We start from the raw sequence: 13314 nt of genomic DNA, 5'->3' as shown, positions 1-13314 counted from the left end.
CCCCGCCATCACCGAGAAGGCCGCGCCGCAGAAGGTCGCCAGCGCGCCGGCGGAGGAGAAGAAGCCGGCCGTCGTCGGAGACTCGTTCGAGACGAAGAAGGCCGCCACGGGCCCGGTGCTGGGTGAGGCCGCCGCCGCGCCGGCCCTCCCGGTCCTGAGGAAGGGCCTCGCCGCGAGCGACGCCCAGAAGTCCGAGGCGAAGGCGGCCGTGGACGGCCCGCCGCCCGAGCGCCAGACGGTGTCCGGCGAGGACAAGGCGAAGCAGGCCGTGGAGCTCAAGAGCGTGAGCGAGCGCCGCGACGAGACGGTGGAGGCGCAGAAGGCGCTGCGCGAGAAGACCACCCAGGAGGCCGACAAGCTCTTCGCCATGGCGGACGGCAAGGAGCCCGTGCCCGCGGGCAGCAGCCTCAAGCGCGTGTCGGAGACGGAGGTGGAGCTCACCCGCGTCAACGACAAGAAGGACGTCGTCGAGCGCTCGGTGGCGACGAAGAAGGACGGCGCGGTGACGATGGACACCGCCTCCTACGAGGACGGCACCAACAAGCGCGACCGGCTGGAGATGAAGGCGGACGGCGGCACGCTGGTGGAGCGCGCCGAGTGGAAGGGCGACAAGAACGAGACCGCGGACCTCAAGTCCTTCGGTGACATCTCCAAGACGCGCGACCGGGGCCTCATCTACACGCGCAACGAGGTGTCGACGGAGAAGAACAAGGACGGCGACCGGCTGGTGACGAACGCGTACTCGCAGGCGGACGGCGGCGCGCAGACGAGCCGGACCTCCTACTACCAGCAGAAGGGGGGCGGCTCCATCGACAACAAGCTCAAGGGCCCGTTCGACTTCGACAAGCCGGTGGACCGCGCGGACACCTACAGCTACGCGATTCCGCCCCCGGGCGAGGACGGCAAGCAAGGCGACGTGCAGTACAGCCGCGTGCAGGACTTCTCCCAGGAGAACATGAAGGCGACGTCCTACGTGGACCGCACGCTGGACGGGCACACGCACCTCGCCGGCAACCAGCCGCACACCATCGAGGACCTGCACACGGTCCGCGACGACTACGGCAAGGGCGGCGGGGAGAACTGGGACGCGGACAAGACGGGCAAGGGCCGCCCGCCGAAGCGCTGGACGGTGGAGATGCAGAAGGGCCCGGACCGGCTCGACTCGCAGACCTTCATCGAGGGCTACCCGGACGCCACCATCAAGACGGAGAAGACGCGCGAGGGCAGCAGCGTGAAGGAGAAGTACGAGGGCAAGACCTTCGAGAGCGAGGAGTCCTCCAAGCGCGTGCCGGTGAACGGCGAGTCCTCCACCACCTACGCCCAGGACGGCTCGGTGGAGAAGATGGACCTGAAGAGCCGCGAGCGGGACGGCTCGGATTTGGAGCAGCACTACAACAGCAGCCGCAAGGCGACCGACGCGGGGCTGGAGCTGCAGGAGTCCCTGGAGACGAAGCGCACGAAGGACAACAAGACGGAGACGGCCCTCAAGGAGGACACGTCGCTGTTGTCCGGGCAGGGCGCACAGCTCGTGAACTCGCGCACCACGGTGACGGACGCGGAGGGCCGCAAGGGCGTGCACGAGGTGGGCAAGGACGGGGAGAAGATGCAGCTGTCCGGGCCCGAGGGCCGCGACATGCGCGACGTCTCCAACCCGGATGACTTCAAGGACGACGCGTTCGGCAAGGTGCTGCTGGAGCAGGCGTCCATCTCCACCGCGAGCACGGTGAACCAGTACATGAACAGCGGCGGCGCGCAGGCGCTGAACGTCCTCAAGGGCCTGAGCCAGGACGCGGGCAAGCTGCCCGAGAAGGCCACGGCCATCCTGGGCAAGGACACGATTTCCAAGGGCCTGAACGCGGCGCAGGGCGGCGCGAGCGCGCTGGGCGGCGTGGCGGGCGTGGTGGCGGGCGGCATGGCGCTGGCGCGGGGCATCCGCGAGAACAACATGCCGGACATCGTGAAGGGCGTGTCGGACACGGCCAACGGCGCGCTGAACCTCTACACCGGCGGCAAGGCGTTCACGGAGGCCATCAAGGACTTCAAGAACGCGGGCGCGCTCACCACCACCAGCCCCACCGCGGCCAAGAGCATTCCCTGGGCGAAGACGCTGGCGAACCCGAAGGTGGGTGGGGCCATCACGAGCGCGGTGCTGGACTCGGTGAAGGGCATGGGCGGGATTGGCAAGGTGGCGGGCGCGACGGCGAGCGCCGGGAGCAAGGCGCTCTCCGCGCTCAAGGGCATGGGCGGCGCGGCCAACGTGCTGGGCGCGGTGGGCGGCACGGCGGGCGGCGTGATGGACATCATCAACGGCGCGAAGGTGAACGACGGCGCGCAGATCGCCAAGGGCGCCATCGGCATCGCGGGCAGCATCGGCGGCGCGGTGGCGGTGGGCGCGATTGGCGGACCGCTGGGCATGGCGGTGGGCGCGGGCATCGGCCTCTTGACCTTCGGCATCGGGAAGATCATGGATGCCATCAGCGACAAGCCGCACAAGATCTCCGAGCTCCAGATTGACTGAGGCCCGGAAGTCGCCACCCCCACGACGCGCCGGTTGACGCGCGTCCCCGGCGCCCGTCATATCCCCCCTCCCCTTGAGCAGGAGTGGTCGTGGCAGGAGCGCCGGTCGAGCTGACCCCGGAGAACTACAAGGAAGTCACCCGGCGCGCCGGGGTGTGCGTGGTGGACTGCTGGGCGCCGTGGTGCGAGCCCTGCCATGACTTCACGCCCATCTTCACGGCGGCGGCGGCGCGGTTCCCGGACATCACCTTCGCCCGGCTCGACACGGAGGCGCAGGAGGCACTGGCCGAGCCCCTGGGCATCGAGGCCATGCCCCTGCTCGTCGCCTTCAAGGACGGCGTGGAGGTCCACCGCGCCTCCGGCGTGATGTCCGCTGACGCGCTGGACGCGCTGCTGGGCAAGCTTGAGGCCGTGGATGTTGCCGAGGAGAAGCGCCGCGCCGCGAACCGGCGGCTCACCGAGGCGGGGAAGCCGCCTCCCGGTGTCCCCAAGGGCGCCACGTGGGACGCGGGCGACGCGGAGTGGTCCTTCGGGCCCAAGGACTCCAAGGGCCGGCAGCACGGCACCTGGAAGTTCTGGCGCGCCGACGGCACCCTCTGCAACGAGTGCGTCATGAAGCAGGGCACGCCGCACGGCGTGTTCAAGCGCTTCCACGAGGACGGCTCCGTGTCGCAGGAGGGCACCTTCGACCAGGGCCAGCTCCACGGCCCGCGCACCTGGTCCGCGTCCGAGCACTTCACCACCGAGCGCATGCACGAGAACGGCGTGAGCGAGCGGGTGAGGAAGACCGTGATGCTCTACGACCACGGCGAGGTGCGGCAGGTGCTGCACTTCGACGCCGCCGGGCAGCGCGTGATTCCCACCACCGGCGAGCCCTACCCCGTCCGCCCCGCCCACCTGCCCGAGGACGCGGAGCTGCGCGAGGATCTGGACCAGTGGGCGCGCGTGTCACTCAACGCCGACGGGGAGCGCCACGGGCTCATCCGCTTCTGGGACCGCCAGGGCCAGCTCCTCTGGGAGGCCGAGTACGTGGACGGGCTGCGCCAGGGGCACTACCGCTCGCGCGCCGTGGACACCTACGCGGACTTCCGCGTCCACTTCGACGAGGGCCGGGCGGAGGGAAACCTCGCGGCGGGCGAGTGGTCGCTGCTGGATGCCCAACGGCAGGTCGTGCTCACGCGCGACCTAGGCGTGGCGCAGGACGAAGAGACGCTGGAGCGCTCGCAGGTGTTCTCCAACGTCCCGCGCACCGCGGAGGCGTGGCGCGAGTTCGCGCGGCACGCCCGGGCGGAGAAGCGCTACCGGGAGGCCCTGCTGGCCACGGCGCGCGCCTGCGCCACCGCGATGGACGTCCAGCCGCTGACGGAGGGGTTGGAGGAGCTCACCCTGCCCCGCACCCGGCCGTCGGCCCACGCGCTGGCGAGGTCGGTGGTGGAGGAAGCGGGCGAGCGCTGGGCCCCGATGGCGGACTGCCTCATGCGAGGCGGTGAGGCCGCCACGCTGCTGAGGGCCTACGCCGTCCTGCTGGACCAGACGGACCGGCCGCGCGCGGCGCTGGACTTCCTGCACGCCGCGATGCTGCTCGCGCCGGAGCGCAAGGCGTACCTGTTCACCCGGGGCCTCATCCTGTTGAACCTGGGGCAGCCGGAGCAGGTGCTGCAAGACGCCGAGCAGCTCGCGAAGGTGGAGCCGGACACGGCGCGGTTCCTGACCACCTATGCGCGCGCGCTGTTTCCCCGGTTCGACTTCTGGGCGGGCCAGGAGCCGCCGCGCTGCACCTACGACGGCCTCCCCGAAGCGCCCCAGCAACCGCTGGAGTCCATCCAGCAGGTGGTGCGCAAGTACGCCACGCGGATCCAGAGGGTGCGCGCGGAGCTGCTCCAGCGGTTCAAGCCCGGCGCCGCGCTGTCGTGGTTGCCGCCGGACCTGTCCGGGCTGCTGCCCGCGGGGCCCGTGAAGCTGGAGCAGCTCGAGCTGGAGTTCGGCGACGACCAGGTGGAGATCGACGAGACGCTGGACACGGGCGGGGGCCTCGCGGACCTGGTGCTCGTGATGCGCTCGGACTGGAGCGCGCTCACCTGGCTGCTGTGGGCGTGTGGGGAGAAGACATTCCGGATGCCGACGCGGCTCGCGCCTCCCCCCGACTACGGCCAGGGGGCGGGACAGGCCTCGCAGCGGCTGTGGCAGAGCCGGGACCGGCGGCTGCGGGGCGGAGACGGCTCGCCGGCTGGTGAGGGCTTCCTGTTCGAGGGCGTGGCGCTGGGCGACCTCCACCCGAACCTGGTGACCATCGCGGAGCGGCAGTACGCGGAGATGCAGGCGATGTTCTACTGGCTCAACGACTCGGACCATGTGTCGCCGTGGCAGAGCAATCTGAGGGGCAGCTAGTGATGAAGCGGATTCGTGAAACCATCGAGGTCGCGGAACCCCTGTGGCGGGCCCTGGAGCAGATGAGCCACGACCTGGGCGTGGACCGGGATGCCCTGGTGGCCCAGGCCCTGTTCCTGCTCGCGCGGCAGAACGGCTATGTGGCGCCGACGCCCGTGTTGCTCGGTGCGACGTCGGCGGCCGCGCAGTCGATTCCCACGGAAGCGCCGGTGGCACCGCGTCCGCCCTCTCCGGAGCCCCGGGCCAGCGAGCCCGCCTCCCGCCCGGTGGAGACCGCCGCCGCCGTCACGGCTCCCGTCAGCCCGCCAGCGAAGGAGCCGGTCGCGCCGGAGCCGACGAAGGCCGGGGCGCCCGCGGACGATGACGTCGCCTTCGTGCGGAACCGGATGAAGCAGGTGCTCGCGACGGTGGACGCGACCGTGCTGCCTCGCGACGTTCCGGTGCCATCCGATGAAGCGGAGTCCGAGGAGGAGTCGGACGACGAGGAGACCTCGGACGAGGGCGAGTACGACGACAACGACGCGGCCTCCGAGGACGACGAGGAGTCGGAGGAGGACGAGGAGGAGTCCGACAACGAGGATGCGCCCGAGGAGGACGAGGCGACCGGAGACATCGCCGCGGCCTCGGCGGAAGACACTGAGGACACGGGAGAGACGGACTCCGGCGACGCGGAGGACGAAGCCTCCGAGGACTCCGAAGACGAGAAGCCCGCCAACGCGGAGGAGGACAGCGAGGACGACGCCAGCATCGCGGCGGCTGTCGGAGCCGACGCGGTCGAGGGCGCTGACGAGGAAGCGTCGGACGACGCGAGCTCCGAGGACGACTCCGCCGAAGAGGACTCCGCTGGGGAGGAAGACTCCGACGCTGATGCCTCGGACGAACGGGATCAGCCGGCCCACGGCAAGGCCGAGGACGACGAGCCCGAGGAGACCACGGACTCCGGCAAGCGGGAGGTGTCCACCAACATCACCCGGGCCCCGCAGCCGCTGGAGTTGTTCGTGCGCCTCGCGCCGGGAGGGCCCGCCGTCATGGTGAACGTGCCGCGCTTCACGCTCGGCCGGGGCCCGAACTGCAGCCTCACCGTGAAGTCCGGGCGCGTTTCCCGCGAGCACGCCGTCATCGTGCGCGTGGGCGACGACTTCTTCATCGAGGACCTGGGCTCCTCGAACGGGACCTGGATCAACCATCAGCGCATCAAGCGTCAGAAGATCGCGGACGGGGACACCTTCAACCTCGGGACGGAGGCCGTGTACTTCTCGATGGGGCCTCGCGAGGACTGACGCCGCGCCTCACGCCTTGCGCGGGGGATTGCGGATGCCCACGGCGGAGATGACTCCGCCGAGCATGAGCAGGACGGCGGTGGTGATCATCGCCCGGTGGAAGCCCGCGACGTCCAGTCGCGGGCCCACGATGAGCCCCGTGAGCGCGATGGCGATGAGCCCCGCCACCCGGGAGATGGCGTTGTTGATGGCCGAGCCGATGCCGGCCTGCTCGCTCCGGATGGAGCCGAGCACCGCCGCCGTCAGCGGCGCGACCGTCATCGTCAGTCCCACCCCGAACACCAGCACGCCCGGCAGCAGCTGGGTCCAGAAGTCGAGCGGTACGCGGACGTTCAGCATCAGCAGGTAGCCGCAGCCCGCGACGCACGGCCCCACCGTCATGAACAGGCGAGGCCCGAAGCGCCCGGAGAGCCCGCCGAACACGGATGACAGCAGCAACATGATGACCGTGGTCGGCATCAGCGCCAGCCCCGCCGTCGTCGCGCGGAAGCCCCCCACCTCCTGCAGGAAGAGCGTGATGACGAACATGCCCAGGGACAGCGCGCCGTAGATGGCCGTGGTGGCGAGGTTGCCCACCCAGAAGTTCCGCTCCCGGAAGAGGCCTGGCGGCATCATCGGATGCGCGGTGCGCCGCTCCTGCACCAGGAACGCGATGAACGCTGGCACGCCGATGCCCAGGGACATCCACACCGTCGGATGCGTCCAGCCGACCTTCTCCTGCTCGATGAGCGCGTAGACGGGGCCGCCCAGCCCGATGCACGCCAGGACCGCGCCCAGGATGTCGATGCGCGCGCCCGCCGGCTGGGGCGGCTCCTCCAGTCGCGCGAGCAGCGCCAGGGTCAGCGCGATGGGCAGGACGTTGATGGCGAAGATCCACCGCCAGCCCACGGTGTCGACCAGGAGCCCGCCCACCAAGGGGCCCGCGATGAACGCCCCACCCGTCCAGCCGGTCCACGCGCCAATGGCCTTCGCCTGCGCGGGGCCAGAGAAGAAGGACAGGATGATCGCGAGCGAGCCCGGCACCAGCAGCGCCCCCGTGGCGCCCTGCAGCCCGCGAGCGAGCACGAGCACGGTGCCGGAGGGAGCCAGCGCGCACAGCATCGACGTCACACCGAAGCCCAGCAGCCCGAGGCGCAGGATGCGCTTGCGTCCGAACGCATCGGACAGCGAGCCCGCGACCAGCATCAGCGCGCCCAGGGTGATGAGGTAGGCATCCACGACCCACTGCTGGAGCGCGAGCCCACCGCCCAGGTCCCGGACCATCGATGGCAGCGCGACGTTGATGATCGCCGCGTCCAGGAACGTGACGAGCGAGGCGAGCACGGCGATCCCCAGGACGAGCCGCTGTTGAGGGGTCAAGGTACCCGCTGACTCCTCCCAGGGATTGACTCCATTCGCGCCCAGGAGGGAGGGCGGAACGTCCGCACCCCTTGTAGCGGGCCTCCCTCCGCCCTGTCTGCGCTGGACGGCGAGGACTTCAAGCTCATCAACACTGAAGGGACCCGTGCGGGTTGGCGCAGACACGACCGGGAATCCCGAACCCCGCGAAGCTCGCGGGCACGAACCTGGACGTTCGCACCGGGTAGGTCTCCTCCCCAACGCTTCGCTCACCCGCGACGGGACCGGTGCCATCCAGGTACCGGGCCCGTCGTCATTCCAGGCGGCTTGCCTTGACTTGAAAATTACGCGCGTAATATTACATGTGAAATCCAAGGAGCTACACATGACCGCCAGCTACATCATCGACGCCGTCCGGACCCCGCGTGGGCGCGGGAAGATGGGCAAGGGGGCCCTCACGGGGCTGCACCCGCAGGAGCTGCTCGCGCAGGTGCTCAACGAGCTGAAGCGGCGCGGCGGATGGGATGCGCGCGAGGTGGGCGACGTCATCGCGGGGTGTGTCTCCCAGGTGAACGAGCAGGGCGCGAACATCGCGCGCAACGCGGTGCTGGCGGCGGGCTGGCCGCAGGAGGTGTCCGCCGTGTCGCTCAACCGCTTCTGCGGCTCCGGCCTCCAGGCGGTGAACTTCGGCGCGATGGGGGTGGCCTCCGGCGCGATGGACTTCGTGGTCGCGGGCGGCGTGGAGAGCATGTCGCACCTGTCGCTGGGCGCGGACGGCGGCGGGCAGGACGGCGGCAACGTGCGCCTGCGCGAGCGCGTGTTCCAGGTGCCCCAGGGCATCAGCGCGGATCTCATCGCCACGCTGGAGGGCATCACGCGCGAGGACGTGGACGCGCTGGCGCTGCGCTCGCAGCAGAACGCGGCCCGGGCCATGGAGCAGCACCGCTTCACGAAGTCGCTCTTCGCGGTGAAGGATCCGGCCACCGGGGCGGTGCTGCTGGAGCGCGACGAGTTCCCCCGTCCGGACACCACCGCGGAGGGGCTCGCCGCGCTCAAGCCCGCCTTCGTCGCGATGGGAGAGACCGTCGCGGGCCCGAACGGCGAGACGCTGGATGGGATTGCGCTGGCCGCCTACCCGCGGGCGCAGCGCATCCAGCACATCCACACCGCCGGCAACTCCAGCGGCATCGTGGACGGGGCCGCCGTGGTCTCATTGGCTTCGGAGCGCTACGTGAAGGAGAAGGGGCTCAAGCCCCGAGCCCGCATCCGCGCGATGGCGACGCTGGGCACCGAGCCGCTCCTCATGCTTACCGCCCCCGCGCCGGTGAGCGAGAAGGCCCTGCGCCTGGCGGGAATGAAGGCGGGCGACATCGACCTGTGGGAGATCAACGAGGCCTTCGCGGGCGTCGTGGTCCAGACGACGCGCGCGCTGGGCATCGACCCGGAGCGGGTGAACGTCAACGGCGGCTCCATCGCGCTGGGTCACCCGCTGGGCGCCACCGGAGCGATGCTGCTGGGCACCGCGCTGGATGAGCTGGAGCGCACCGGCAAGGCGACGGCGCTCATCACGATGTGCATCGGTGGCGGCCAGGGCATCGCCACCATCATCGAGCGCGTGTAGGGCGTCCCGAGGCAGACTCCACCCTTCGGACAAAGGGTGGACGATGCGCGCGGACGTCTTGTTGTTGTGCCTGGGTCTGCTCTTCGCGGGCTGCACCGGGGTGGAGACGCCAGCCGGGCGTGGCGGTTCGCGAGTGCTCCGGCAGCGTCGCCACCCGGAGCGGCTGCCTCCGGGCACGGCCCTCATCACCTCCCGTCCTGGTGAGCAGTCGCGTCAGGCGGTGGAGCTGGGCCTGCTGGACGTAGAGCCGTTCGAACACCTGCTGCTGCGCGCGGGGCTGGATTCGCTGGACGAGCTACCGGTCCGCCGCAATCCCTTCACGCCCGAGGACGCGGTCGAGGTGCTGGGACGGCTGATGGAAAAGCCGGTGACGCTCGGCACCTTCCCGCCGCGCATGGCGGCGGGATTCCTGCTGCGCGAGGTGCTGGAGGGCGGTGACGTCTCCCGCGAGGAGCTGGAGCGCCGGGTGCAGCGCTTCGCTCGTGAGCAGGTGGCGGTGCTGAGACCGGACGGCTACCTCGCCTGGGCCCTCGACGGAAGCACGCAGCAGAAGGTGGCACCCGTCGAGTGGAAGGACGGCGCGTTCCGGGCAGGCCACTTCGAGCTGGGGCGCTTCTACAGCGGACGCAGCGGCGTCTTCCGCCACGCGGACGCGCAACTGCGGACCGTGGACGGGCCGCCGCTCGCCGAGGTGTACGACGACGCGGATGTCATCAACCGCACGCTGGACGGCGCCGAGGACGCCTTCGCGGAAATGGCCGTCGCGCTGGGCACCCTGCTCTCGCACTCCCCGGGCGATGCGCTCGCGGCGCTGCGACACCTGCCGACAGGCCTGGTGGCCCTCATCGCCTCCTCGCCGGAGTACCTGGAGCGCTTCCAGTACATGACGCGTGGCGAGCAAATCCAGGAAGCGGCCCGGCTCACGACGAGCGTCATCGCCACCTGGGGCACGGCCTCCGCGACGACACGCACGGTGCGAGGACTGCTGGCGGGCACCGAGGCCACGGTGCCAGTGCTCTCGCTGTCGTCACAGGGCACGCTGGTGCTGGAGCGCGTCGCGGTGCCGGCAGGGCGCACGGCGGCGGTGTTGAGCGGTGGGCCCGGGGCCGCCATCATCCTCCAGCGCGCCAACACATCAGGAGGAGGGGCCCCATCCTCCGGCGGACCTGGAAGGTGGAAACCCGCCAGGGAATCCATCGAGGAGACTGCGCGCAGATATCAGGCCCAGATCACCCATGAGCCAGAGGGATTCGTCTACGAAATCGATGACGTGAAGTTCGATGGCTTCAACGAGGAAGCGCTGCTGGAAGCCAAGGGGCCTGGCTATGAGAAGTTTCTCGACCAAGCCGTAGAGCAAGGCGGATGGTTCGAGGGATTCTCGGACATGGTCAGGCAGGCCAGGAGGCAGCTGCGGGTGGCTCGTGGATTCCCCATGGAGTGGCATTTCGCGGAGCAGAAGGTCGCGGACTACATGCGAGCGCTCTTCAAGCGGAATGGTCTTGGAAGGGTTCCAGTCCTCTTCACGCCCCCTGACTGAAAGGGTCCGACACACATGACCGAGACCTACTACGCAGGGGTGTACTGGCCCGGACGCCCCGAGTCGCAGGAAGCCTGCTCCCGACGCGCCGAACTCCTCTTCCAGCACCTGGCCGACCTGGATCCGAGTCTTGCCAGCTGGTTCGAGCAAGGGACATCCCGCGAAGCGGCACTCAACGCCCGATTCACCCCGGATGCCGGAACGCTTCTCGGATTGTTCAAGAAGCAGAAGTACCAGCAGGGTGGAGATGAGCTCGCCTTCTCCGCCTGGAACGGGAAGCCTGGCGACAGCAGTGTCATCAACTTCGCTTGCGGCTCCCCCACCCTCGATACGGTGGATCTCTGTGTCCTGACGCCCCCGTCGAAGGGACTCGCCGCGGAGCGCCTCTTCTCCGTGGCAGCGATCACCCGGATGTTGCGCGCAATGGTGCGGGCCTGGGAGCCAACCTGGGGGGTCTTCACTTCCGACAGTCATCGGGACGAGGTGTCGGAGTTCGCGGACGTTGGTACGTTCGTCGGCTGGGTCACGTACCTCGCCAACCACCGTGGGACGGTGCCACCGCTGCCGGCTCCCGTGCGCGTCGAACCCGTGGAGGACCGGGGCTCCCTCATCATCCTCACCCCCGAGCGCCTGACGGTCAGCAACCCCGAGCATGTCGCCCTGGCCCGGCACGTGGGCGAGTTGCTGACCCGTGCCGGGCTCCTCCGTCCCATGACGTCCTGAGCAGCGCTCAGTGCCTCACGGCGCGTACTTCCAGGTGGCCGTCACCGCCGGCTGGAAGCAGTGCACGTGGGCCGCCGCCGCGCTGGGGACCTCCTGCACGACGCCCGCCCCGTAGCCCGGGCGCGATGCTGCTGGTCACCGCGCTGGATGAGCTGGAGCGCACCGGCAAGGCGACGGCGCTCATCACCATGCGCATCGGCGGTGGCCAGGGAATCGCCACCATCGTGGAGCGCGTGTAGGGCGTCCCGAGGCAGACTCCACCCTTCGGACGGAGGGTGGACGATGCGCGCGGATGCCGTGCTGTTGTGCCTGGGCCTGCTCTTTGCTCGCGGAGTGGGAGGCTACTGAAGAGCCCGGGACGTCTACGAGATTGAAGTGGTCTTCACGCCGCCGCTGCCGTGAGGAGAGGCAGGACATGAACGAGACCTACTACCTGGGCGCCTACTGGGGCGCGCGGAAGGAATCAGCGAAGGAGTGCGCCGAGCGTGCAGCGCTGTTGCTCTCCTCCGCACCGCGGGTCGATCCCGCCTTCGCTCGCTGGTTCCAGCAGGGCAGGTCGCGCAAGGATGCGCTGAAGCGACCCATCGAGACGGACGCACCGTCCTTGGAGAAGCTGCTGAGCCGAGGAAGGGACCCGGTGGTGGAGGAGCTTGGGTTCCGCTTGAGAGGCTGGACCGGGGAGCACGACGACCGCGATGCCAGCAGCTTCGATGCGCTGTGCGGCGGTGACGCCCCCCGGGTCAGCAACTTCTGGTTGTTCGACCTGCCCAATCAAGGACCGAACGCGGACCGGGTGCTCAGCAGCCCCGTTCTCACGGAATTGCTGAGGGCAACCGCTGTCGCATGGGCGCCGGATTGGGGGGTGGCCATGTCCCACGCGCACCGTGACCTGCAGGAGCCCCAGCGCGTCCCGAAAGCCCCCTACGTCGGCTGGGTCACGTACCTCGCCAACCATCGTGGGACGGTGCCGCCGCTCCCCGCCCCCGTGCGCATCGAACCCGTGGAGGACCGGGGCACGCTCATCATCCTCACCCCCGAGCGCCTGACGGTCAGCAACCCCGAGCATGTCGCCCTGGCCCGGCACGTGGGCGAGTCGCTGACCCGTGCCGGGCTCCTTCGGCCCATGACGTCCTGAGCGGCGCTCAGTGCCTCACGGCGCGTACTTCCAACTGGCCGTCACCGCCGGCTGGAAGCAGTGCACGTGGGCCGCCGTCGCGCTGGGGATCTCCTGCACGACGCCCGCCCCGTAGCCCCGGGCGCGGCACCACTGGCTCACCTCCAGCCGTGAGCCGGCGGCGGTGTAGTCCCCCAGGCTGGACACCGGGCCCAGCTGCGACTTCTCCACGTCCGTCTGGAGCCCGGAGTTGAAGCAGCCCACCCACGGCCGGGACGTCACCTCGAACACCTGCCCCGTGGTCCACCCCTGGCTGTTGCAGAAGCGGTGCGCCGCGGCGGTGCAGTCCGTGCCCGTCACCCTGCGCTCGTCGGTGCAGCCCGCGTGGATCCGCGCCAGCTCCTCGAACGTCACCGCCACGCTCTGGTGCTGGATGGGCGCGCACGCCACCGTCAGGTCCGTCGCCGTGGACACCACCGGCGCTCCCGCGAGCGAGATGGGCGGCCGGTTGCTCACGAGCTGCATGATGGTGCCCCAGGTGTTGGTGGTGTTCGCCATCGCATCGCCGGCGCCCCGCTGCGCGCACACCCGGTGCATCGCGGACAGACACCCCTGCGAGTTCAGCGCCTGCGTGCCGGTGCATGTCGGCGCCTGCGCGCTCATCGCGAACTGTCCCGCGGAGGGCGCGTGCTGGATGGCCTCCTCGCGGCAGTTCGCGCCGTGCGCCGTCATGCAGATGCTGCGGTTGGAGCGCGCGTGCGTGAACAGGCGCACCTCGTCGATGGCGCCCCGGAAC

8 protein-coding genes and 1 pseudogene are annotated in these 13314 nt (G+C 70.0%); 7 read left to right on the top strand and 2 right to left on the bottom strand.

Annotated elements, in window-relative coordinates; all coding sequences use genetic code 11:
* The 3 genes from D7V93_RS45135 to D7V93_RS23750 form a co-directional block, all read left to right on the top strand.
* A partial coding sequence (locus D7V93_RS45135; protein ID WP_120645585.1) for a hypothetical protein occupies nt 1–2518 on the top strand: 2518 nt, incomplete at its 5' end.
* An 89-nt stretch (nt 2519–2607) separates the two neighbouring features.
* Nucleotides 2608–4905, top strand: a complete 2298-nt coding sequence (locus D7V93_RS23755) for a thioredoxin domain-containing protein (RefSeq protein ID WP_120645587.1) — start codon at nt 2608–2610, stop codon at nt 4903–4905.
* A 2-nt stretch (nt 4906–4907) separates the two neighbouring features.
* Nucleotides 4908–6185: an FHA domain-containing protein gene (locus tag D7V93_RS23750; protein WP_120645584.1), complete on the top strand. Its 1278-nt coding sequence runs from the start codon at nt 4908–4910 to the stop codon at nt 6183–6185.
* Between the two features lie 9 nt (nt 6186–6194).
* Here D7V93_RS23750 and D7V93_RS23745 read toward each other — a convergent pair whose 3' ends face one another.
* Complete coding sequence (locus tag D7V93_RS23745) at nt 6195–7544, bottom strand: MFS transporter (RefSeq protein WP_167509491.1); 1350 nt, start codon at nt 7542–7544, stop codon at nt 6195–6197.
* Between the two features lie 364 nt (nt 7545–7908).
* Between D7V93_RS23745 and D7V93_RS23740 the strand changes: the two genes are divergently transcribed.
* From D7V93_RS23740 to D7V93_RS23720, 4 genes are all read left to right on the top strand, one after another.
* Nucleotides 7909–9144, top strand: coding sequence for an acetyl-CoA C-acetyltransferase (locus D7V93_RS23740; RefSeq protein WP_120645583.1), 1236 nt, complete (start codon nt 7909–7911; stop codon nt 9142–9144).
* A gap of 43 nt (nt 9145–9187) precedes the next feature.
* Nucleotides 9188–10681: a Tox-REase-5 domain-containing protein gene (locus D7V93_RS23735; RefSeq protein WP_120645582.1), complete on the top strand. Its 1494-nt coding sequence runs from the start codon at nt 9188–9190 to the stop codon at nt 10679–10681.
* Nucleotides 10682–10696: 15 nt separating this feature from the next.
* Nucleotides 10697–11404, top strand: a complete 708-nt coding sequence (locus D7V93_RS23730; RefSeq protein WP_120645581.1) for an immunity 52 family protein — start codon at nt 10697–10699, stop codon at nt 11402–11404.
* Nucleotides 11405–11819: 415 nt separating this feature from the next.
* Nucleotides 11820–12539, top strand: a complete 720-nt coding sequence (locus D7V93_RS23720) for an immunity 52 family protein (RefSeq protein WP_120645580.1) — start codon at nt 11820–11822, stop codon at nt 12537–12539.
* 15 nt (nt 12540–12554) lie between these two features.
* Here D7V93_RS23720 and D7V93_RS23715 read toward each other — a convergent pair.
* Nucleotides 12555–13314, bottom strand: a pseudogene (locus D7V93_RS23715) (LamG domain-containing protein); the annotation flags it as partial.

This window comes from Corallococcus llansteffanensis, from assembly GCF_003612055.1.
In the GTDB taxonomy this organism is placed as follows: domain Bacteria; phylum Myxococcota; class Myxococcia; order Myxococcales; family Myxococcaceae; genus Corallococcus; species Corallococcus llansteffanensis.
Note: the sequence above shows the minus strand (reverse complement) of the source record. Positions and strands in the feature narration are given on the sequence as shown.

Coding starts and splice junctions, on each gene's coding strand:
- D7V93_RS23730 (WP_120645581.1), top strand. CDS start 10,697: ATGACCGAGACCTACTACGCAGGGGTGTACTGGCCCGGACGCCCCGAG.
- D7V93_RS23720 (WP_120645580.1), top strand. CDS start 11,820: ATGAACGAGACCTACTACCTGGGCGCCTACTGGGGCGCGCGGAAGGAA.
- D7V93_RS23750 (WP_120645584.1), top strand. CDS start 4,908: ATGAAGCGGATTCGTGAAACCATCGAGGTCGCGGAACCCCTGTGGCGG.
- D7V93_RS23735 (WP_120645582.1), top strand. CDS start 9,188: ATGCGCGCGGACGTCTTGTTGTTGTGCCTGGGTCTGCTCTTCGCGGGC.
- D7V93_RS23740 (WP_120645583.1), top strand. CDS start 7,909: ATGACCGCCAGCTACATCATCGACGCCGTCCGGACCCCGCGTGGGCGC.